This is a genomic window from Caballeronia sp. LZ008 (genome assembly GCF_031451435.1).
Lineage (GTDB): Bacteria > Pseudomonadota > Gammaproteobacteria > Burkholderiales > Burkholderiaceae > Caballeronia > Caballeronia zhejiangensis.
The window spans coordinates 476,909-498,511 of the sequence record NZ_JARUXK010000004.1; the positions used below are offsets into that span (position 1 = coordinate 476,909).

21 protein-coding genes are annotated in these 21,603 nt (G+C 64.3%); 12 read left to right on the plus strand and 9 right to left on the minus strand.

Features of this window, described 5'->3' with window-relative positions; translation table 11 throughout:
- Positions 1 to 14: 14 nt before the first annotated feature.
- On the plus strand, positions 15 to 1,103 hold the full coding sequence (locus QCE49_RS26945; RefSeq protein ID WP_033536337.1) for an AI-2E family transporter: 1,089 nt from the start codon (positions 15 to 17) through the stop codon (positions 1,101 to 1,103).
- Positions 1,104 to 1,151: 48 nt separating this feature from the next.
- On the opposite strand, the gene QCE49_RS26950 is transcribed toward QCE49_RS26945, so the two are convergent.
- The 3 genes from QCE49_RS26950 to pcaH form a co-directional block, all read right to left on the minus strand.
- Positions 1,152 to 1,457: a DUF2288 domain-containing protein gene (locus QCE49_RS26950; protein WP_008353766.1), complete on the minus strand. Its 306-nt coding sequence runs from the start codon at positions 1,455 to 1,457 to the stop codon at positions 1,152 to 1,154.
- 87 nt (positions 1,458 to 1,544) lie between these two features.
- A complete protein-coding gene (gene pcaG / locus QCE49_RS26955) occupies positions 1,545 to 2,153 on the minus strand; it encodes a protocatechuate 3,4-dioxygenase subunit alpha (protein ID WP_008353765.1) in 609 nt (202 codons plus the stop codon).
- A gap of 6 nt (positions 2,154 to 2,159) precedes the next feature.
- Positions 2,160 to 2,861, minus strand: a complete 702-nt coding sequence (pcaH, locus tag QCE49_RS26960; RefSeq protein WP_033536333.1) for a protocatechuate 3,4-dioxygenase subunit beta — start codon at positions 2,859 to 2,861, stop codon at positions 2,160 to 2,162.
- A 115-nt stretch (positions 2,862 to 2,976) separates the two neighbouring features.
- Here pcaH and pcaQ point away from each other — a divergent pair, with 115 nt between their 5' ends.
- Complete coding sequence (pcaQ, locus tag QCE49_RS26965) at positions 2,977 to 3,915, plus strand: pca operon transcription factor PcaQ (protein WP_034471860.1); 939 nt, start codon at positions 2,977 to 2,979, stop codon at positions 3,913 to 3,915.
- A gap of 53 nt (positions 3,916 to 3,968) precedes the next feature.
- Positions 3,969 to 4,487 (plus strand): response regulator transcription factor, encoded by a 519-nt coding sequence (locus QCE49_RS26970; RefSeq protein ID WP_235366236.1) that lies wholly within the window; start codon positions 3,969 to 3,971, stop codon positions 4,485 to 4,487.
- Positions 4,488 to 4,494: 7 nt separating this feature from the next.
- On the opposite strand, the gene QCE49_RS26975 is transcribed toward QCE49_RS26970, so the two are convergent.
- Entirely contained in the window at positions 4,495 to 5,208 is a 714-nt protein-coding gene (locus tag QCE49_RS26975; protein ID WP_250458881.1) for a 1-acyl-sn-glycerol-3-phosphate acyltransferase, read from the minus strand.
- A 153-nt stretch (positions 5,209 to 5,361) separates the two neighbouring features.
- Between QCE49_RS26975 and pip the strand changes: the two genes are divergently transcribed.
- Positions 5,362 to 6,351 (plus strand): prolyl aminopeptidase, encoded by a 990-nt coding sequence (pip, locus tag QCE49_RS26980; protein ID WP_008353760.1) that lies wholly within the window; start codon positions 5,362 to 5,364, stop codon positions 6,349 to 6,351.
- 12 nt (positions 6,352 to 6,363) lie between these two features.
- Here pip and QCE49_RS26985 read toward each other — a convergent pair whose 3' ends face one another.
- Positions 6,364 to 7,584: an EAL domain-containing protein gene (locus QCE49_RS26985; protein ID WP_144403698.1), complete on the minus strand. Its 1,221-nt coding sequence runs from the start codon at positions 7,582 to 7,584 to the stop codon at positions 6,364 to 6,366.
- 325 nt (positions 7,585 to 7,909) lie between these two features.
- Here QCE49_RS26985 and QCE49_RS26990 point away from each other — a divergent pair, with 325 nt between their 5' ends.
- The 3 genes from QCE49_RS26990 to QCE49_RS27000 all read left to right on the plus strand — a co-directional run bounded on the left by QCE49_RS26990 (position 7,910) and on the right by QCE49_RS27000 (position 12,787).
- On the plus strand, positions 7,910 to 8,332 hold the full coding sequence (locus QCE49_RS26990; protein ID WP_008353757.1) for a hypothetical protein: 423 nt from the start codon (positions 7,910 to 7,912) through the stop codon (positions 8,330 to 8,332).
- 656 nt (positions 8,333 to 8,988) lie between these two features.
- Positions 8,989 to 9,663, plus strand: a complete 675-nt coding sequence (locus QCE49_RS26995) for an N-acyl amino acid synthase FeeM domain-containing protein (RefSeq protein ID WP_250458883.1) — start codon at positions 8,989 to 8,991, stop codon at positions 9,661 to 9,663.
- A 154-nt stretch (positions 9,664 to 9,817) separates the two neighbouring features.
- Positions 9,818 to 12,787, plus strand: a complete 2,970-nt coding sequence (locus QCE49_RS27000; RefSeq protein WP_309806614.1) for an EAL domain-containing protein — start codon at positions 9,818 to 9,820, stop codon at positions 12,785 to 12,787.
- A 10-nt stretch (positions 12,788 to 12,797) separates the two neighbouring features.
- Here the strand turns inward: QCE49_RS27000 and QCE49_RS27005 are convergent, their stop codons facing one another.
- A complete protein-coding gene (locus tag QCE49_RS27005; protein WP_008353754.1) occupies positions 12,798 to 13,007 on the minus strand; it encodes a hypothetical protein in 210 nt (69 codons plus the stop codon).
- 172 nt (positions 13,008 to 13,179) lie between these two features.
- Here QCE49_RS27005 and QCE49_RS27010 point away from each other — a divergent pair, with 172 nt between their 5' ends.
- Positions 13,180 to 14,409 (plus strand): ROK family transcriptional regulator, encoded by a 1,230-nt coding sequence (locus QCE49_RS27010; protein ID WP_008353753.1) that lies wholly within the window; start codon positions 13,180 to 13,182, stop codon positions 14,407 to 14,409.
- 1 nt (position 14,410) lies between these two features.
- On the opposite strand, the gene QCE49_RS27015 is transcribed toward QCE49_RS27010, so the two are convergent.
- Positions 14,411 to 15,034 carry a LysE family translocator gene (locus QCE49_RS27015; RefSeq protein WP_250458887.1) on the minus strand — a complete coding sequence of 208 codons (624 nt, stop codon included), beginning with the start codon at positions 15,032 to 15,034 and terminating at the stop codon, positions 14,411 to 14,413.
- Positions 15,035 to 15,163: 129 nt separating this feature from the next.
- On the opposite strand from QCE49_RS27015, the gene QCE49_RS27020 reads away from it, so the two are divergent.
- The 3 genes from QCE49_RS27020 (at position 15,164) to hutI (ending at position 18,676) form a co-directional block, all read left to right on the plus strand.
- Positions 15,164 to 15,628 carry an Lrp/AsnC family transcriptional regulator gene (locus tag QCE49_RS27020; RefSeq protein WP_008353751.1) on the plus strand — a complete coding sequence of 155 codons (465 nt, stop codon included), beginning with the start codon at positions 15,164 to 15,166 and terminating at the stop codon, positions 15,626 to 15,628.
- 154 nt (positions 15,629 to 15,782) lie between these two features.
- Positions 15,783 to 17,459 (plus strand): urocanate hydratase, encoded by a 1,677-nt coding sequence (hutU, locus tag QCE49_RS27025; RefSeq protein ID WP_250458889.1) that lies wholly within the window; start codon positions 15,783 to 15,785, stop codon positions 17,457 to 17,459.
- Positions 17,456 to 18,676 (plus strand): imidazolonepropionase, encoded by a 1,221-nt coding sequence (gene hutI, locus QCE49_RS27030; protein ID WP_008353748.1) that lies wholly within the window; start codon positions 17,456 to 17,458, stop codon positions 18,674 to 18,676. The genes hutU and hutI overlap by 4 nt, the downstream gene beginning before the upstream one ends.
- Before the next feature lie 65 nt (positions 18,677 to 18,741).
- Here the strand turns inward: hutI and QCE49_RS27035 are convergent, their stop codons facing one another.
- Positions 18,742 to 18,993, minus strand: a complete 252-nt coding sequence (locus QCE49_RS27035; RefSeq protein WP_008353746.1) for a GlsB/YeaQ/YmgE family stress response membrane protein — start codon at positions 18,991 to 18,993, stop codon at positions 18,742 to 18,744.
- A gap of 204 nt (positions 18,994 to 19,197) precedes the next feature.
- Here QCE49_RS27035 and QCE49_RS27040 point away from each other — a divergent pair, with 204 nt between their 5' ends.
- The gene (locus tag QCE49_RS27040) at positions 19,198 to 19,686 is read left to right on the plus strand and encodes a hypothetical protein (RefSeq protein ID WP_250458891.1); all 489 of its coding nucleotides are present in this window, start codon (positions 19,198 to 19,200) and stop codon (positions 19,684 to 19,686) included.
- 97 nt (positions 19,687 to 19,783) lie between these two features.
- Here the strand turns inward: QCE49_RS27040 and QCE49_RS27045 are convergent, their stop codons facing one another.
- The gene (locus tag QCE49_RS27045) at positions 19,784 to 21,598 is read right to left on the minus strand and encodes an OmpA family protein (RefSeq protein ID WP_250458893.1); all 1,815 of its coding nucleotides are present in this window, start codon (positions 21,596 to 21,598) and stop codon (positions 19,784 to 19,786) included.
- Positions 21,599 to 21,603: the final 5 nt, after the last annotated feature.

The window sequence follows — 21,603 nt, forward strand, 5'->3', positions numbered from 1 at the left end:
GAGCCTCATCATCCATGCCGATCCAGCCGCGCAACGACCCGACCCCGGACTCATCCGAGCGCACGCGAAAGATGCAGCGCACCGCTTCCGCCGCGCTCTATGCCGTGCTCGTTCTGGTCGCGCTCTATACGGCGCGTACCTTCATTCCGGCGGTCGTCTGGGCGAGCGTGATCGCGATTGCGCTGTGGCCGGCTTTCGGCTGGCTCGAACGCCGGCCCATGTTCAGACGGCATCACAACGTGCTTGCTGTCGGGCTGACCGCGGCCATCGGCCTGCTTTTCGTCGTGCCGTTTTTCATCGTCGCGGCGCAGACGGTGAGCGAAGCGCGCGACATGCTCCACTGGTTCCACGAAGTGCTGCGCACCGGCCTTCCGATGCCCGCGTTCATCGAGCATTTGCCGATGGGTTCGCAACAAGTCGCGCGCTGGTGGCAGGAGAATCTCGCGACGCCGCTCGAAGCATCGCCCGCAGTGAAGAACCTGCATAGCGCGACGGTCGTCGCGATGACGCGGCACTTCGGCGGGCGCGTCGTGCATGGTTTCGTCATCTTCGGCTTCATGCTGATGACGCTCTTCTTCGTGTTTCTCGCGGGTTCGAAGCTCGGCGAGCAACTGCTCGCGGGTTCGCGCCGCGCGTTCGGCCCGGATGGCGCCGCGATCGTTCGCCGGATGGCCGAATCGGTGCGCAGCACGGTCGTGGGGCTCGTGGTCGTCGGCTTGGGGGAGGGCGCGCTGCTCGGCGTCGCCTATGCGGTGACGGGCGTGCCGCATGCGACGCTGCTGGGCATGCTGACGGCCGTCGCGGCGATGCTGCCGTTCTGCGCGCCGATCGTCTTTCTCGGCTCGGCGCTATGGCTGCTCGCGCAAGGCTCGACCATCGCGGCGGCGTGCGTCGCCGTGTTCGGGCTGATCGTGGTGTTCGTGGCGGAGCACTTCGTGCGGCCGGTGCTGATCGGCGGATCGGCGCGGCTGCCGTTTCTGCTCGTGCTGTTCGGCATTCTCGGCGGCGCGGAGACGTTCGGGCTGATCGGCCTTTTCATCGGCCCGGCGCTGATGACGATTCTCGTCGTGCTGTGGACGGATTACGTCGACAACCGCAGTTAGCGCTTCAGCGCCTACTGCGGTGTCGCGAGGCAGCGCGACTGCATCCGTTCACCCGCGTTCCTGGACGCACACCCACGGCGACAGCACCACCGCCCACAGTTGCGGATCGCGCGCGGCGACATCGGCGGCGGTCTCGGCCTGCATGCGTTCGACGAGTCCCGCCGAAAGCCATTGCGTGACCTGCTGCTTGTCGTCGTTGGCGATGGCTTCCGCGACGCTTACGAGATCGAGATCGCCCTTCACCCAGATGAGCTTGCCTTGCGCGAAAAAGCGCTCCAGCTCGGACCAGCCGATCTGGGCGGTTTCGGCGAGAAGCTTGACGTAGAGCGGGCTGGGCGTGGGAGCGTCGGACATGGAAAGAGTGCGGAGAAAAACGAAAGGCGTCCGACACTATAGCGCAGTGCCGGACGCCCTCGTTTCAAACGACTGCTGCGAGAAACTTTACAGATCGAAGAAAACCGTCTCGTTCGGGCCGCGCAGATGGATGTCGAAGCGATAGATCGTGCCCGACGAACCCGGCTTGGCCGACGCGCCCGCTTCGCGCTTCGCGACAAGCGTATGACGGCGCTCCGCCGGCACGCTCTGCAGCACGGTGTCCTTCGCGTTGGCTTCGGTTTCGTCCTCGAAGTAGATGCGCGTGTAGGTGTGCAGCAGCATGCCGCGCATCAGCACGATGACATCGAGGTGCGGCGCGGAATCGTCGGCGGTTGCGCCCGGCTTCACCGTATCGAAGATGAAGCGCAGCTTCGGATCCGTGCCCGTGCCGCAGCGCGCGAAACCGCGAAAGCCCGACTCCCGCGCTTCCTGCGCGCTCTGCACGTAGCGGCCGTTCGCATCGGCCTGGGCGATTTCGATCAGCGCGTCGTTGACGGGCTTGCCTTCCGCGTCGAACACGTTGCCGACGACGGCGATATGCTCGCCCGGCACTTCACGATCCGCCGCCGATGCGGTGAAGAGGCTCTTCAGATCGAAGTTGTACTGCTCGGGAACGAGGCCGTAAGCGAAGTACGGTCCGACGGTCTGCGAAGGGGTCTGTTTCAGCGTGGTCATGTTCGGTTACTCCGTCGGCGTTTGGTCCGGGCCGCGCAGCACGATGTCGAATTCGTAGCCGAGCGCGTAGTTTTCCTGCGTCGTGTCGATCGAAAAGGCCGAAACCAGACGCTTGCGAGCGTGCTCGGGAATGCCTTGGTAGATCGGATCGAGATCGAGCAGCGGATCGCCGGGGAAATACATCTGCGTGACGAGGCGCGAGCCGAAATATTCGCCGAAGAGCGAGAAGTGGATGTGCTGCGGACGCCACGCGTTCGGGTGGTTGCCCCACGGATACGCGCCCGGCTTGATCGTCATGAAGCGATAGCGGCCTTCGTCGTCGGTCAGGCAGCGGCCCGCGCCGAGGAAGTTCGGATCGAGCGGCGCATCGTGCTGGTCCGCCTTGTGCACGTAGCGGCCGGCGGCGTTCGCCTGCCACACTTCCACGAGCGTGTTGCGCACCGGACGGCCGCCTTCGTCGAGCACACGGCCCGTCACGATGATCCGCTCGCCGAGCGGTTCGCCGTTTTTCGCGGCGTTACGGGTGAGGTCGTTGTCGAGCACGCCCAAGTCTTCAGCACCGTAGACCGGCACGCGGCGGTTGCGCAGATTTTCCTTCAGCGGAATGAGCGGCAAACCGGGGCTGCGCAGGACCGACGACCGGTAACCCGGCGACAGATACGCGGGATGGGATTCCCAGTCACGCGGTGTGAGGATGGGGGAGGTCATGTCGACTGTCTCCTGTATTTGTGGAAGTTGAATAGGATGTTTCTGACGGCTACTTTATAGAACGACACAAGTTATGGAAAATGATGTTTCGTGCCATCTTGCATAACGGATCGTCATGGATACCGATTTCACCAACACCCGCGTCAAGTTCCGGCATCTCCAGTGTTTTCTGGCCGTCACGCAACTCGGCAGCGTGCAGCGCGCCGCCGATAGTCTGTCGATCACGCAGCCCGCCGTTTCCAAAACGATCGGCGAGCTCGAATCCATTCTAGGCGTGCGGCTGTTCGAGCGTGGGCGGCGCGGCGCGGTGCCTACGCGCGAGGGCCGGCTCTTCGCGCCGCACGCGAGCGCGTGCGTGGCGTCGCTGCGCGAGGGCGTCGACATGCTTCTGCGGGAACGTGGCGACGTGCCGGGATCCATTTCGATAGGCGTTCTGCCGACGGTCGCGCCGGTGCTGCTTTCGCCCGCGCTGACATCGTTCCGGCAGCAGTGGCCGGCGGTGTCGCTGTCCGTCTGGACCGATTCCAACGCGCTCTTGCTGGAAAAGCTGAAGGCGGGCGACGTCGATCTCGTCGTCGGACGCTTGTCCGAGCCGGAAGCGATGCACGGGCTGTCCTTCGAGCAGATTTATCGCGAGCCGCTCGCGGTGGTCGTGCGCCGCGAGCATCCGCTGACGCTCGAAACGCCGCTCACGCCCGCGCTGCTCGCGCGGTTCGTGATCGTCGTGCCGCCTTTCGGCACGCTGATCCGTCAATCGGCGGAAAGCGTGCTGACCGCGTTCGGCGCGCACGCGCTGACGGCGCTCGTCGAAACGTTGTCGGTGTCGCTTGGGCGCGCGCTCGCGATGAACAACGACGCCGTGTGGTTCGTGCCGGCCGGCGCGGTCGAGCAGGACATCGGCCTCGGACTGCTCGCCGCGCTGCCGATGCCCTTCGCGGGCACCGACGAGCCCATCGGCCTGATCCGCCGCAACGACGCCGCGCGCACGCCGGTGGAAGAGGCGCTCGTCGACGCACTGCGCGACGCCGGCCGCTCGCGCGCCGGGAGCAAATGACCGCCGACGCCGGGCGGCGCGCAAGTTGCTGAAGCAGCATTTACCGCGCAGATTTGGCGCGAAAGAAATACTATGACAAAAAGCTGCAGATAAGCGGTGACGGCAACCATCGGCCTTGGCGGCAGTCACTACCGATGTTGCCGGCAGCCTTTGTCCTGCACCTCCCGCCGCACAAACGCGCCGCACTCGAACAAGTTCGCAAGATGAAGACTGTACTGCTCGTCGACGACGACCCCGCCACCATCGAAGCCTGGACCCTCTCTATGCAAGGCGAGGATTGCAATGTCTTATGCGCGTTCGACGGCAACAAGGCGTTATCGATACTCGGCGAACAGAGCGTGGACATCGTCGTATCGGACTGGATGATGCCGGGCTTGGGCGGCGCGCTGCTCTGCCAGACGATGAAGAACGACGCGTCGCTCGCGCACATTCCTTTCCTGATGATTTCGGGGCATCCGAACCCGCCGGCGTTCGTCAGCTACGACGGCTATTTGCGCAAGCCCGTCGACGTGGGGACGCTGATCGCCGCGGTGAACCGCTTGTGCGCCGCAAAGAAACGTCCGCCGTATTGAGCGCCGTCTAGCGCAACACGGCGAGCGCATCGTCCATTTGCGACTGCGCGAGGCGGTTCAATTCCTGCGGAATGTGGCAGTCGAGCGGCAGGCAGGGCGTGACGATCACGCGGATATGCCCGCCGCGATCCGGCCACCCTTTCGCCGGCCAGACCTTGCCCGCGTCGTGGACGACAGGCACGACCGGCACCTTCGTCGCGCACGCGAGACGCACGCCGCCCGACGCCAGTTTGAGCGGCGCATCGTGCGCGACGCGCGTGCCTTCCGGAAAGATCACGACGGAATCGCCCTTTTTCAGCCGCGCGGCGCATTCGCGCGTCACGGCCGTATGCGCCTGACGGATCGAGCCGCGGTCGAGGCTCACCATGTCGAGCCCGCGCAGCACCCAGCCGAAAAACGGAATGTTCATGAGTTCGTGCTTGAACACGAAGCTGATGCGTCGCGGAAAGAGCGCCATGAACGAAAGCGTTTCCCACGTCGATTCGTGACGCGACAGGATGATGCACGGCCCGTCGGGCAGATGCTCCAGACCTTCGATCGAGCACGTCACGCCGGTGATGACGCGCATCATCACGACCATCGCGCGGCACCAGAGCTTCGCGAGCCGGTAACGTCCGTTGCGGCCGACGAACGGAAAGAGCGGCAGGATCAGAATCGACCAGACGATGCCGCTGCCCAGCAGATAGGTTGCAAAAAGCCACTTGACGAGGGTGCGTCGCATCGGGATTCGTGAATGACAGTCGGATGAACGGCGGGAATCCGCAAGCATAGCGTATCGGGTGAAACGCCTTGGATCGGCGTTTCGCGTCATGCGGCGTCATCGAAGCGATGCAACAATGGACCCCGACGAAACACACAGCAAGGAAACAGCGCAATGGAAAATCAGACGCCGGTGCAGTTCGACGAAGGCATGCTCGACGTGGGCGACGGTCATTCGATCTACTGGCGCGCGCAGGGCCCGCGCGACGCGCCGGTGATGCTCGTCGTGCACGGCGGCCCCGGCGGCGCGATGAACGTCAAATGGGCCGAGGTGCTGGAGCAGGACAAATGGCGCGTCGTGTTCTTCGATCAGCGCGGCTGCGGCAAGTCCACGCCGTTCGGCAAGCTGGAAGCGAACGGCATCGATGCGCTCGTCGGCGATATGGAAAAGCTGCGCGTCGCGTTACAGATCGAGCAATGGGCGATTTTCGGCGGCTCGTGGGGCACGACGCTCGGGCTCGCGTATGGCGTCGCGCATCCCGAGCGCTGCACGGGCTTTCTGCTGCGCGGCATCTTTCTCGCGCGGCGCGAGGACATCGACTGGTTTCTATGGGACGTGCGGCGCGTGTTTCCGGAAGCGCATCGCGCGTTCCTCGATGCCATCGAGGCGGCGTGCGGCCAGCGTCCCGCGAACGGGCAGGACATTTTGCGGATGACCGAAGCGCCGCTCGCGCGCTTCGACGAAGCCGGCACGCGGCTCGCGCGCGCGTGGACGCAGTACGAGACGACGCTTTCCGTCGTCAACAAGCCCGAGAAGGAACCGGCCGAGGAAGAGAAACGTCCGAGCGCGGAAGCGAACGCGGCGGCGATCTCGATGGCGTTGCTCGAACGGCACTACATGGCGAACGAACTGCCGCCGATCCCGCTCTTGCCGCTCATCGCGCGGATTGCGCATCTGCCTTGCCGGATCGTGCATGGCCGCTTCGACATGGTGTGTCCGGCCGATCAGGCGCTCGACCTCGCGGCTCACTGGCCGGGCGCGGAACTGACCGTCGTGAATGCGGCGGGACACTGGACTTTCGAGCCCGGCAATGTCGCGGCGCTGCGCGCGGGCGCGGCGGCGCTCGCCGATGCGATCGCGCGGACGAAGCGCGCGACCGCCTGAGACGCTGAAGAGTCAGAGAATCGCGGGCGCCGCTTCGCTCAGGCGACGCCAGTCGAGATCGACGCCGATCACGACCGGTTTGGCGTTGCGCTGCGTCGCGATCGTCAGCGTCACACATAGCGACGTGCCCGTCACCGAGAGATACGGCGTGCTCGCGACGACTTGCTGCGGCTTCGCGTGGGCATCGACGAAATACGGACGATTGTCCCAGCGGCCCGTCGACGGATCGGCGATCGGCGCGAACCGCGCGGTCGGCGATCTCGCGGCCGCGCCCGCCAGGCCGGGCATGAACTCGCGGCCGCCCTGATCGAGGAAAAAGCAACTCAGCGTGCACGGCTGCGCGAGCAGGTCGGCGCAAGAGGCTTCGGCCGTCGCGCCCGACGCGAAACGCCGCGCCGCCTGCGTGAGTCCTGCGCGATAGGGCAGCAGAAGCAGATCGCCCGCGAGGCGCTCGGTGCGGCGCATCTGCGCGAGCGTGTCGAACACGTCTTCGAAAAGCGGCGTGACCGCGCCGCGCTCGGCGAGCCGCACCGACGGCATGCCGAGCAGATAGCCCTGGACGAAATCGACGTTCGAGCGCGCCGCCAGCATCAGATCCTTGTGCGTCTCGATGCCTTCGGCGACCACGAACATGCCCGACTCGTGCAGCAGATCGACGAGCTTCGGCAGCAACGCGTCGCGCATGTGAGCGCTTTTCGCCCGCACGAGACTGCGATCGAGCTTGACGATGTCCGGCCGCAGCGTCAGCAGCCGGTCGATGTTGGAATGCCCCGCACCGAAATCGTCGACCGCGACGAGAAAGCCTTGCGCGCGAAAGGAACGCGTCGCGCGCGCGATTTCCGCGACGTCCGTGCCGCCGGATTCGAGCACTTCGATCACCAGTTGCTCGGGCGCGAGACCGGATGCGCGCGTGGCCGCCGCGAGCCGCGCGGCATAGCCGGGATCGGTGAAGGTCGCCGGATTGATGTTGACGAAGAGCCAGTGCGCGGCGGGCAGCATCGGCGCCGCGTTGCGCAGATGCGTGAGATGGCTCATGCGGTCGAGCTCGGTCAGCTTGCCCGCGACGATCGCGCGCGCGAAGAGATCGAACGGTCCGACTAGCGCGCGGTCTTCGGCTTCGCCGCGCAACAGGGCCTCGTAGCCCACCTCGCGCTGGTGCGGCAGGCTGTAGATCGGTTGCAGATGCGTGCGCAGCGTGATGCCGTCGACGATCTCCGTATGTCCGGTCAGCACGTTCAGGGACGCTGTCGCGGCGGCCGCACGGCGGTGCCCGGAGACGGCATGCGGGAAGCGAGCGCCGGCGGACGAACGCACAAAGGAGCAGTCAGGTCGATGAACGGCACGGCAGTCACGCGTTTCGGTGGGGATGAGCGCAATATCGGCTGGTCGCGTGCAAACTTGAGCGCGATCCGTCCATGCGTCGAGCGGGCTTTGTCGTCTCCGGTTTGCCGCCGACGCCCGCGCGACCTATCTTTGTTGGTGCGATGCTACGATCCGCGTGCAACTTAAGCCGGGCCGTGCCCGTCGAAAGTCGCAACGAACCCCTTGAGAGAGATAGATGGCGCAACAGAAAACCAACCCCAAACTCGAGCAGGCGCTGACGCGCGGCGATCTCGCGATCCGCCAGGCCAACTCGGGCCGCGCCACCGCGGTGCTGCGCGCGCTCGGCAAGATGATCGTCGAGGCGTCGGCGACGATCGGCGTCGAGGCGCACGTCGTCATCCACGACGGCGACAAGATCTACGATCCGGCCGACGGCGTCTGGCCGCAGCAATTGCTCGTGTCGCTCGACGGTCCGGTCGAGGATAACGATCCGGACGAAATCCGCACCATCACGCTGCTCGCCGACACGCCCGCGACGATTTTCCGCTGCGAGTGGCAACGCGCCGACGGCAATATCGGGCGGCAGGAAGGCCGTCCGCTCGCGATGGTCGCGTTCATTACCGACGTGGATATCCCCTGGCTAGACGAAGAGGACTGATTTTCTAATTCGCTTCAACGCGTTTCATACTGCCGACACGATTATGTCGTGATACAGCGGGCGTCCTTTCGGAAGGACGCCCGCTTTTTTTCGTCCTCCCCGATCGCCTTTCGGCAATCCCAAACTTTGCATTTTTTTGGTTTCGCAGAATCTGCGAAGAAAAATGTAAGCAAACGTTACCGAACCCCTTTTATTAAATGTTTTCCAGCGTTTACGCGATGCTCCGCGACTGTTCGCCGAACGCTATTCTCCTGAATGCCTCTCGCGTTGGCCGGTGGCTGCTTACCCTCGTTCTTTCACCCTCATCGGGCGCGCATATACCTTCCTGGCATATGCATATTTCGGTTTGCGGCTGCGGCCGACGATTGGCTTTTTCGCCGATTAGAAGCTTTCTTCCACTGAATTAGCCCAAAAGTTGCTGAGAAACAGCGGCAAGCGCGCACCCCCTTTTTCGACTTCGTGAGAGGCTCGACCCGCCCGTGTAAGGAACCCTCCAATAAACGTCCTCAACACGCGGCACCTTTCCAATCGCCAAGAAAAAATGGGGTTTACAAATGGAACGTCTGAACCTTGCCAACAATGCCGCCGCTAACCAGACCGAATCGGCGGTACGCCCGACTCTCACGGTCGTCCCCGCGCTTCAGAAAACGGAGCGCATGCCGTTTACTATCCGTATCGTCGAAGACGATGGCGGACTGCAGAAAGCCGTGAGCATCAGACGTTCGGCCTACGGGCGGCATCTGCCCGAATTCGCCGAAAAGATGACGATCGAGCCGTCGGACCGCGATCGCGGCACGGCGGTGCTTCTCGCGGAATCGAAACTCGACGGCGCACCGCTCGGGACGATGCGTATTCAGACCAATGCGTACGGCCCGCTCGCCGTCGAGCAGTCGGTGCGTCTGCCGGATCATCTGGCGACGAGCCGCCTCGCGGAAGCGACGCGTCTCGGCGTCGCGGGCGGCATGGTGGGGCGGGTGGTGAAAGTGGCGCTGTGCAAGGCGCTCTGGATGTTCTGCGAACTGCACGGGATCGACTACATGGTGATCACGGCGCGCACGCCGCTGGATCGGGAGTATGAGGCGATGCTCTTCAAGGATGTTTTCGGCGTCAACGAATTCCTGCCGATGTCGCATGTCGGCGGGCTGCCGCATCGCGTGCTCGCGAAGGACGTCGCAGCGGCGCGCCAGCGCTGGGAAGAAGCCCGTCATCCGCTCTTCAATTACATGGTGAACACGCATCACCCGGACATCGATTTGCATTCTGTAGATTTATCTTTTGACTGGGAACCGGTACGATGCCCAGACGCTCCGTTGATGGCTTACGGCAGGTAAAAGAAACGGACGATCGTATTTAGGACGGTAATAGCGAATAACCGGACCAGGAGCGGTCCGGTTGGCCAAAAGCGGCGGCGCGCGGGGCTTCGGCCTCCGCCGCTGTCTGCGCCGGCGCATTTCGCGCTGGGCGCAAACGGGGGTTTTTCCAAGAATGGCGTCGGTTATTCCAGCTTCCTTATCGAGATTCAGACGCACGGGCTCGTGGATCGACGACGCGCTGTACGCGGTCGCCGTTTACGCCGTGCCTTTTCTGATTTTGCTCGGTACGATCGCCACGCTCTATTTCCTTCCGCGTCAATACGAAACGCGCGGCGCGGTTCCGCTCCAACTGCGCGTCGTCGCCGATAAAGCCGCGATCATGAATCCCGGCGACGCGCTCGTGGCGCTTCGAGGCGTCACGCCGGTATCGCGCTACAGCACGCGTCTTTCGGAAAAGCCGGTCTGGTTCAGTTTCACCACGCCAAGCATGAGCGCGCATTCATCGACGGTCGTCGAATTGCCGTCGCGTCACGCGCAAACGCTTGCCTGCTGGAACGCGGACACGCTTGCGCCGCTCGGCGACGCGAGCCGCGAATCCGTCAGCGGCCAGATGCGCGCGGTTAAAGCCGGTTTCTCGATTCACGTCGGGCGATTGAAAGAACCGGAAAACATTCTCTGCCGGGGCACATTTTCCGGACCCGCGCAAATCAACGCATTTACATGGGAATGGCAAGGCCTCCGTAATTCGGCGCTCGATTTTCAGGAAAGCTCCGGATTGATCGCCGGCGGTTTGCTGACGCTCGCGGTATTCGTCTTCGTGACGGCGCTCATCAATCACGAATGGACCTATGTGATTTTCGCGGTATGGCTCGTCGGCAATCTGCGCCTCTGCGCAAATGCGATGGGCTGGGACATGCAATGGCTCGGCCGCGTATTGCCGACCGAATACATTCAGCCATTGCGGCAAATCACCTTCGCGGCCTATTACCTGTTGACGGCCGCGCTCTTTCAACAGCTTTTCCGGCGCGAGTTGCGCGTGGTCGGTTATCGCTGGCTGCTGCGCGTCATTCAGTACGTCGGCATTGTGCTGCTCGCCGCCGCGATCGCGTTGCCGTATGAGCTTTTCATTCCGACGCTCTGGGTCATCGCGGGTTTCGGCATTTGCGTGCTGTTGTTCTTCCTCGCGCGGCTCGTGTGGATGGCGCGTTCGCGCACCGTGCTGTGGTATGTCGCGTCGCTCGCGATCGTGCTTTTCTCCACGTTCTCGGAAGTGCTCGGCGCGGCCTTCGGGCTGCAGGTGCGCGTCGGCGGCGTCAATACGGTGATGGCCGCGCTGTCGTCGAGCATGATGGCGGCGTTCGCGATCGCCGAGCAGATGCGCGCGGAACGCGATTTCCGCCGCCAGGCGCAGATGGAACTGCGCAACACCTACGAAGTCACGCCGATCGGCCTCTTCACGCTCGATTCCGACGGTCACTTCGTGCGCGCCAATCCGGCGTTGCGCGCGATGCTCGATCTGCAAAAGGCCGACTACAAGGTGCGGCACTGGAACGACTACTTCGAAGCCGGCGCGTGGGGCGCGCTGCAGGCGCTCGCGTCGAAGGGCAGCGACGGCGAACTCGAAATGGGCGGCTCGCCCGAACGCGGCACCGCCGAGCGCCGCTATCTGTTGAAGGCAATCCGCTCGAACGGCTGGATCGAAGGCTCGCTGCAGGACACGACCGAACGGTCGAAGGCCGTCGAGCGCCTGCGCTTTCTCGCCGAGCACGATTCGCTGACGGGCTCGCTCAACCGGCGCGGCGTCGAGAAGGCGATTGCCGCGCAAAGCGAAGAGACGCTGCCGTGGGCACTGGCCTATGTCGATCTCGACCGCTTCAAGCTCGTCAATGATCTCTTCGGCCATCGCAGCGGCGACGAAGTGCTGCGCCAGGTCGCGGCCCGCACGCGCGCGCACTTCGCGCGCAGTTATCCGGTCGGACGCATCGGCGGCGACGAGTTCGTCTGCGTGATGCACGACACGTCGATCGAAGACGCCATCGCGCAATGCCGCGAACTCATCTCCATTTTGTCGGATGCGCCGTATCAGGTCGGCAATCGCGCGTTTCAGGTGAAGGCGTCGATCGGTCTCGTCGAATGCTCGCAGGGCGTGCGCGTGCAGGACGCGCTCTCACACGCGGATCGCGCGTGCCGGGAAGCGAAAAAGGTCGCGCACACGCATCTCGTCACGTACCGCAAGGGCGCGGCGGCGTTCGAGGAGCGCGCGGAGGAACTGAAGCTCGTCGAGACGCTCGGGCGCAATCGCCTGCCGCCGGGACTTTTCCTCGTGATGCAGCCGATCATGTCGCTCACCAAGCCGACCGAATCGCTCAACTTCGAAGTGCTGCTGCGCATGCGCGCGCCCGATGGCGCAACGCTGCCTGCAGGCAAGGTGATCGTCGCGGCGGAGGAATCGGGCAACATTGCGGCGATCGATCGCTGGGTCATCTCGACGCTGCTGGACTGGATCGAAGCGCATCGGCATCAGCTCGGCAACACGCAGTTCATTTGCGTGAATCTTTCAGGCGGTTCGCTGAACGACGAGCAGTTCATGGAGGATATCTTCGCGCTCTTCGCGCGGCATCAGTCGATCGTGCATTACCTGTGCCTCGAAATCACGGAAAGCGTCGCGCTGCACGATCTGGAGAACACGCAGCGTTTCATCGCGCGCGTGCACGACATGGGCGGCAAGATCGCGCTCGACGACTTCGGCGCCGGCTACACGTCGTTCAAATATCTGAAGGCGCTGTCCGCCGATGCGCTCAAGATCGACGGCGAATTCGTGCGCTCGATGTGCGCGCATCCGGCCGATATCGCCATCGTCGAGGCGATCGTCGCGCTGGCGCGCAATCTCGGCATGCGCAGCGTCGCGGAGTGGGTCGAGGACATCGATACCTTGCGCGCGCTGCAGGAGATCGGCGTGGACTATGTGCAGGGTTTCCTCGTCGCGCGGCCGCAGGACAGCTCGGCGATTCTCGCGGCGAGCTCGGCTGCGAGCTTCGTCAAGGATCCGGAAGTCATCGGTTTCGTCGAGAGCCTGTCGGAGCCGGTGCAGGCGACCGTCTTCGACTACGAATGGCACGCGCGCGCCTCGGGCACGCACTGAGCGGCGCGCGTCAAGCCGTCTTCATCTCGTTCAAAATCTTCGCCGCCGCGATGGGAATGCGCGTGTCTTCCCATTGCGCGAGCCATTGAATCTCCTTGCGCGTGAAATAGCCGGGATGGTTGCGCAGCGCGAACTGCAAAGAATCGACGATGTGATCGCGAATGATTTGCGGCGCGTTTTCGTCGTTGACGATCGCGTGAAGGGCTTCCAGGGTGCTCATGTTTTCGATAAGACGAGGTTGATCGGCGATGACGCTCTCCCGAACATAACCGACTAAAAATCCGGAAAAAATTCGGCGCGGATGTTTAAATAAAAGGACTCGAATTAATCCAGCGGGGACAAACACATGAATCGCTCACGGCGCGCACGCTCGCGCCACGAGGCACGCGCCGATGTCTGAGCGGCCCGCGCACAAAGCTTCGATGCACTCCATCGGCTCGAATCAACTGGGCATGCGCCAGTTCAACGAGCGCATCGTCTTGCAGGCAATCCGCCTGCATGGCGCGCTGCCGAAGGCCGAAGTCGCGCGCATGACGCGCCTGTCGATGCAGACGGTTTCGCTGATCGTCGATCATCTGATCGAAGACGGCCTGCTCGCTAAAGAGCCGCGTTCGCGCGTGCGCGGGCGCATCGGGCAACCGTCGGTGCCGATTTCGCTGCGCGCGGACGGCGCGTTTTCCATCGGCGTGAAAGTGGGGCGGCGCAGCCTCGACGTGCTGTCGATGGACTTCGCCGGCAACGTGCGCACGCGCGAGACGCTGGAGTATCCGTATCCGGATCCGCATACGCTGTTTCCCGCGCTGGAAGAGCGGCTCGCGCGCGTCACCGCCGCGCTCGGCGACGACGCGCGCAAGATCGCGGGCATCGGTGTCGCGGCGCCGTTGTGGATCGGCGGCTGGCGCGATTTCTTCGACACGCCGCCCGACGCGCTCGCGGCGTGGGACGACATCGACATCCGCGCGCGCATCGAAGCGATGACCGCGCTGCCGGTCGAATTCGCGAAGGACACGACCGCCGCGTGCGCCGCCGAACTCGTGATGGGCCAGGGGCGCGGGCTGCGCGATTTCCTGTATGTGTTCATCGGGACGTTCATCGGCGGCGGGCTTGTCATCGATGGCCGATTGCACGCGGGACCGGGCGGGAATGCGGGCGCGATCGGATCGCTGCCGCTCGTCGGCGGAGGCGGAGGGAAAGGCAAGCGCGCCGGGCAGTTGCTCAATACGGCGTCGGTGTACGTGCTGGAAAAGGCGCTCGCCGCGGCGGGCGCGCCGGCCGCCGCGGCGCACGATGAGCGCGCGTGGTCGCCGGAGTGGCGCGCGCTGTCGGAAGCGTGGATGCGCGAGACGTGTCCCGCGATCGCGACGGGCATCGCGTCGTCGGCTGCATTGCTCGATCTCGAAGCCGTGGTGATCGACGGTGAAATCGACCGGAATCTGCTGCGCGAAGTCATTGGCCGCACCGATGCGGCGCTCGGCAACTTCGACTGGCAAGGCATGACGCGGCCGCGTCTCGTCGAAGGGCAGATCGGCCCCGACGCCCGCGCGATGGGCGGCGCGATCCTGCCGCTTTACGCGCACTTCGCGCCGAAGCACGAGCTCTTTCTGAAGCCGCTCGACGTCTGAATCATTCGAGCGAAAGGCGCGCCGCGAATGCGAGCAGCGCCGCGGAGAACGTCCAGCGCTGCACCGTCTGCGCTTTCGGATGACGGCGCAGCCAGCCCGAAATACGCACCGCGCCCGCCGCGAGCGTCAGGTCGAACGCGACGCCGACAACGACCAGCACGACGCCCAATTCCACCACTTTCGACCAGACCGGACCCGTCTCCGGCCGCACGAATTGCGGCAGCAGCACGGAGCAGAACAGCAGCGCCTTCGGATTGAGGATGCTGCTCAGAATGCCTTTCGCGTAGGCAGAGCGCAGCGTGGATGCAGTGTGTCCGGATGCGGCTTCGAGTCCGAAAGCGGGCGAGCGGAAGATCTGGATCGCCACGTACGAGAGATATAGGCCACCCGCGATACGCACGCCGTCGTAAAGCCACGGCGCGCTGCGCAAAAGCGCTGCAACGCCGAGCGCCGACAGCGTGACGTGCGTCGCGCGTGCCGTGGCGAGACCGGCGGCGACGGCGAGTCCGTGGCGGAATCCGCGCGTGCCGCTCGTCTGCAGCACGAGCGCCATGTCCGGTCCGGGCAGCGCGTAGACGACCGCGAGCGCGCCGATGAAAACCCAAAGCAAGTGTGCCGAAACCATGATGCGCTCCTGTTCAGAAGGCTTTATCGTGCCACTTCGGAAAGAGCGATTTATGGTCTTTTGAGGCGATTTTGCGAGTCGGGTTGCAGCTTTCCTCTAAGATCAGAAGAGTTTAAAGGGGATAGCACCATGACCGAAATCGACCGCATCGATCGCGCGATGCTTGCTGCGCTCCAACACGACGGCCGCATGCCCGTCGCGAAACTGGCCGAGCGCGTCGGCCTGAGCGAAACGCCGTGCGCGCGCCGTCTCAGGCGTCTCGAAAGCGAGGGATTCATCGACGGCTATCGCGCCGTGCTGTCGCGCAAGGCGCTGGAACTGGGCGTCGTCGCGTTCGCGCAGGTGCGCTTCAGCGTGCACGACCGCGCGCTCTCGGATCGCTTCGAGCGCGAAATTCAGGGCATTGCCCGCATCGTGTCGTGCCACAACATTTCGGGGACGGCGGATTATCTGCTTCAGATCATCGCGCGCGATCTCGACGAATACGGCATCTTCATGCGCGACGTGCTGCGGACTTTGCCGGGCGTCACCGCCGTGGAATCGATGCTCTCGCTGCGTGAAGTCAAACGCGACAGCGGGCTTCCCCTGCCGTGAAGATGTCTAGACAAGGAGCGACATCGCTCGAATGGGAAGCATCGGGATTCCCCTAATACAACGTAAGTTGTATATACAAGAAGATGAAGTGAACTCGACGCGGGTTGTCGTTCGCGTCTGTCCACACTCACTTCTTGATGCGCAGGAGCAATCCGTGACTTCGACTTCCCGTTTTCGCGACACCGAGATCCGCGCGCCGCGCGGCACGCAACTCAGCGCAAAGAGCTGGCTGACCGAAGCGCCGCTGCGCATGTTGATGAACAATCTCGATCCCGAAGTGGCCGAGAATCCGAAGGAACTGGTCGTGTACGGCGGCATCGGCCGGGCGGCGCGCGACTGGGCGTGCTACGACAAGATCGTCGAAACGCTGAAGCGTCTGGAAGCGGACGAGACGCTGCTCGTCCAGTCGGGCAAGCCAGTCGGCGTGTTCAAGACGCACGAAAACGCGCCGCGCGTGCTGATCGCGAATTCGAACCTCGTGCCGCACTGGGCGAACTGGGAGCACTTCAACGAGCTCGACGCGAAAGGTCTCGCGATGTACGGCCAGATGACCGCTGGAAGCTGGATCTATATCGGCAGTCAGGGCATCGTGCAGGGCACGTATGAAACCTTCGTCGAGGCCGGGCGACAGCATTACGGCGGCGATCTCAAAGGCCGCTGGGTGCTTACCGCCGGTCTCGGCGGCATGGGCGGCGCGCAGCCGCTCGCGGCGACGCTCGCGCTCGCGTGTTCGCTGAACATCGAATGTCAGCAGAGCCGCATCGATTTCCGTCTGAAGACGCGTTACGTCGACGAACAGGCGACCGATCTCGACGACGCCCTCGCGCGCATCCGGCGCTACACGTCCGAAGGCCGCGCGATCTCCATCGCACTGTGCGCGAACGCGGCGGACGTGCTGCCCGAACTCGTGCGTCGCGGCGTTCGGCCGGACTTGGTCACCGATCAGACCAGCGCGCACGATCCGCTCAATGGCTATCTGCCGAAAGGCTGGACGTGGGCGCAATATCGCGATCGCGCGCAAAGCGATCCCGCGGCGACCGTGAGGGCCGCGAAGCAATCGATGGCGGAGCACGTCCGCGCGATGCTCACGTTCCGCGAACAGGGCGTGCCGACCTTCGACTACGGCAACAACATCCGCCAGATGGCCAAGGAAGAGGGCGTCGAGAACGCGTTCGACTTCCCGGGCTTCGTGCCGGCGTATATCCGGCCGCTCTTCTGCCGCGGCGTCGGGCCGTTCCGCTGGGCCGCGCTGTCGGGCAATCCCGAGGACATCTACAAGACCGATGCGAAGGTGAAGGAGATCATCGCCGATGACGCGCATCTGCATCGCTGGCTCGACATGGCGCGTGAGCGGATCAGTTTTCAGGGCTTGCCGGCGCGCATCTGCTGGGTCGGCCTCGGGCTGCGCGCGAAGCTCGGCCTGGCGTTCAACGAGATGGTGCGCAACGGCGAATTGTCGGCGCCGGTCGTGATCGGCCGCGATCATCTCGATTCCGGCTCCGTCGCGAGCCCGAATCGCGAAACCGAAGCGATGCAGGACGGCTCGGACGCCGTGTCCGACTGGCCGCTGCTCAACGCGCTGCTGAACACGGCGAGCGGCGCGACGTGGGTCTCGATCCACCACGGCGGCGGCGTCGGCATGGGCTTTTCGCAGCACGCGGGCGTCGTGATCGTCTGCGACGGGAGTCGTGAAGCCGATGCACGCATCGCGCGCGTGCTGCACAACGATCCGGCGACGGGCGTCATGCGCCATGCCGATGCCGGTTACGACATCGCGATCGAATGCGCGCGCGATCAAGGCCTCGATCTGCCGATGATCGACAAGCGATGAAAAAGCTCTGGCAACACTGCCACGCCGCGACGATGGCCGGCGGCAAGTATTCGGTCATCGACGACGCGGCGATCCTGACCGATGGCGCGCGCATCGAGTGGATCGGACCGCGCGCGGCCGCGCCGGATATCGGCGAATGCGAACGTGTCGAACTCGATGGCGCGTGGGTGACGCCGGGTCTGATCGACTGTCACACGCATCTGGTTTTCGGCGGCGATCGCAGCGGCGAATTCGAGGAGCGGCTCGAAGGCGTGAGCTACGCGGAGATCGCGGCGCGCGGCGGCGGCATCGCGAGTACGGTGCGCGCGACGCGCGAAGCCAGCGAAGACGCGCTGTTCAAAGCGGCGAAAACACGCGCGCTCGGCCTGCTGCGCGAAGGCGTGACCACGCTCGAAGTGAAGTCAGGCTACGGGCTCGATCTCGCGAACGAGCGGAAGATGCTCGCCGTCGCGCGTCGTCTCGGCGAAGCGCTGCCGCTGACCGTGCGCGCGACCTGCCTCGCCGCGCACGCGTTGCCACCCGAGTACGCGAATCGCGCGGATGACTATATCGCCCATATCTGCGATGAGATGCTGCCAGCGCTCGTCGAAGAAGGCTTGGTCGATGCCGTCGATGCGTTTTGCGAGCACATCGCGTTCTCCACGGAGCAAGTCGAGCGCGTGTTCCGATGCGCGCGCGATCTCGGCGTGCCAGTCAAAGTGCACGCGGAGCAGTTGTCGTCCTTGCATGGATCGTCGCTGGCGGCGCGGTATCGGGCGTTGTCGGCGGATCATCTCGAATACATGACCGAGGACGACGCCATCGCGATGGCGCAATCCGGCACCGTCGCCGTGCTTTTGCCGGGCGCGTTTTACATGTTGCGTGAAACGCAGTTGCCGCCCATCGACGCACTGCGGCGGCATCGTGTGCCGATCGCGCTCGCGAGCGATCTGAATCCGGGAACGTCGCCCGCGCTTTCGCTGCGCATGATGCTCAACATGGCCTGCACGCTCTTTCGCCTGACGCCCGAAGAAGCGCTCGCCGGCGTGACCTTGCATGCGGCAAAGGCGCTCGGCTTGCACGCGACGCACGGATCGCTCGAAGCGGGCAAGACCGCCGATTTCGTCGCCTGGCGCATCGGCAGGCCGGCCGAGCTTTCCTACTGGCTCGGCGGCGCGCTCCCGAACCGCGTCGTGCGGGGCGGTGCGGAGGTCGATATCGAGCGCATCGCCCGATGAAATAAACGCCTCGTCCGAACCGGAACGAGGCGTTTCACCAAGAAAAGAAACGATGAGGCGCGGCGTTACGTGCGCTTGCGGATCATTCCCCAGACGACGAGCAGGATGATTGCGCCGATCACCGAGGCGATCCAACCCGCCGGTTGTCCCGGCTGATACCAGCCGAGCGCCCGGCCGACGTACCCCGCGATCAGCGATCCGGCGATGCCGAGGACGATGGTCATGATCCAGCCCATGCTGTCGTCGCCCGGCTTCAGTGCGCGTGCGATGAGACCGACGACGAGTCCGACGATCAAAGTACCGATAAATGCAAGCATGCGGTCGCTCCTTGACTAAGTTTTACGGCGTTTTGATTGCGTTTGCGGAAGGATTCCGGACGATCCGGTACATCCAAAGTAGCACGGCGCAATGCGTTTGGGTATGACACTGGCCGTTCGGCTAACCCGTGGAGCACGAACGATGCCGCGTCCCGCCCCAAGGTAAAATTCGTCGCATTGCCTCTCTGCATGCGTTGCTACGATATGACCGATTCCGAATTCCCCTCCACCGACGAAGCCATCCACGAAGACCGCCTCTGGCGCGACGACGGCTGGACCGCGCGCGTCATCAAGAACGAGGACGACGACGGCTGGGCCGTCGAGATGATTCAGGCGGGCGAGGCGGAACCCGCGCTCGTCGGCCCGTGGACAATGGGCCGCGACAAGAAAAATCCGAAGCCGCTCGATGCAGGCGCGTTCCGCACGCTCGTCAAGACGGCGTCGGAAGTCTTGCGTCGCCATGAACAGCAACGTCATGCGATGTTGAACAAGAACGTCACCATCGACGTGCGGGGTGAGGACATCACCGTCACGCTGGAGATCGTTCCGGATGAAGACGATCCCTACGCCAATCTCAAAGCCTTCGATGCGTACGGCGCGCAACTCGCGTTCGTGCGTGTGTCGCCGGCGTTCAAGCTCAGCAAGGCGAGCGCCGAACGCTGGGCCGATAACGATTTCGCCAAGCCGAACTGAATCGGCTGCAGAGCGCGCATGGCGCGGGCACAAATAGAAACGCCGTCGCGCTTTCGTGCGACGGCGTTTGAAGAAATCTTGCGAGTCGAAGCGGCGCTCAGCCCTTTCTGACGACGAACTCGATTCGGCGATTCGCGAAACGTCCGCTGGCAGTATCGTTGTCGGCGATCGGATTGGCGTCGCCGTAGCCTGCTGCCGTGAGCGATTGCGGCGGCACGCCGTTACGCACGAGGAAGCCTCGGACCGCCTGAGCGCGTTCCTTTGACACTTCCAGCTTGGCCGCCGCTCCGCCCTGGGCATCCGAATAACCCGCGATTTCGAGATTCACCATCGAACCCTTGGCCGCGCAGTTCTTGAGCAGCTGCGCCGTCTCGCCGAGCGTGGCGTAGGCGCTTTCCGGCACCTGCGCACTCGAACGCTCGAAATTGACAACCTGAAGGTCGAGCACGCGCGTCAGCTTGTCGCCGGAGCAAGGCGTGTCCGTGGCGAGCAGGCTCTTTAGCGCGCTGCGAAAGGATCGTGTCGCCGTGGCGACCGCGCCGTCCACGTCGAACGCCGCGACCTGGAACATGCCGCCGAGCGAGGTTCTCATCCTATCGACCCAGCCGAGCTTCGCGTTTGCGGCCGCGCCGCTCAGTTCCACCTTCGAGCCGGTGATCTTGGCTTCCGCGCCGGGCACGGCCATGAGCGGGAAGAAGTCGCTCAGACGCGAAAGCCAGGCTGCCGGGCGTGTTTCGGCAACGACGGAAATATCAGCCGTGTAGGCTTTGCCGAAGCGAGCCGTCAATGCGTCGATGAGATGCTTCTTCTCTGCTTCGGTGCCGACCGTCGCCTCGATCGCCGGGACGCCCGCCGAGTTGACGCTGAACAGCAACTGCGCGTCTTTCCATGAAGCCGGCGCGGCTTTCATTGCCGAGGCCGATTGCGGTGCCGCCGCCGTGTTGGCCGACGCATCGATGGATGACACGGCCGGCGTTTCATCGCTGACCGGCGAGACCGATGGCGTCGCGGAGGAAGCCTGCGTCGACGCATCGGCGACCGGCTGCGTGGCTGGCGCGGCGCTCAGATCGACGCTTTCGCCATGCGTGAAGCCACGGTAATAGACGAGCGCGAGGACGACGGCCAACACAGCGAAAAGCAGCCAGATCCACTTGTTCGAACGCTTCTCCGCCGGCTTGCGAACCGGTGCGCGCATCGGCGGCGGCGAGGGGGGCAAGGACGGCGCGGGCTTGGGCGCCGGGGCGCTTTGCGTGACGGCTTTCACGACGGGTTCGGGCGCAAGCGCCACCGCGACGGCGCCGTCGATGCGCGGTTCGAGGCTCGATGCGACGGTATCGAGGCGCGGCGTGATGCAACTGGTGAAGCCTTCGGTGTTGCCAACGCCGATGGCCGTCGCGACCGCGTTCGACATCGACGAATTGATCTCGCCGACCTGATCGCGCAGGAGCTTGGGCACCTGCGGCAGTCCCCACTGTGCAAGCAGGAAGTGGCGTTTCATGACGCCGAACAGCACGGCCGCCACGATGCCTGCGAGCGCCGACGTCGCTTGCGTCGGAACGCCGGTTTCTGCCGAGACGGCGTCGGTCAGGGCATCGACACGCTGGCCCGTCGCGAGCGCGGCAAGCGAGTGCCCGGTGGTTTCGAGCTGCTTGAGCCCGCCGGTGGTGGCGATCAGCTTTGAGAACTGTTCCGCGATGTAGGCGTTGGTCTCCGGCTGCATGATGACGGCGTAGACCGACTGCGAGCCGGGCACGAGCGTCGCCCGGTCCATGAGCGAGGCGACGAGTCCGGGCGCGATGCGCGCCGCGAGTTGCCGGACCATTTGCCCAGGTATGCCGAACTGCTGCGACAACTGCTCCGCGACGTTTTCCGAGATCGCGGCGTTGACCGCCTGGACCAGATTGATGCTCATCGACT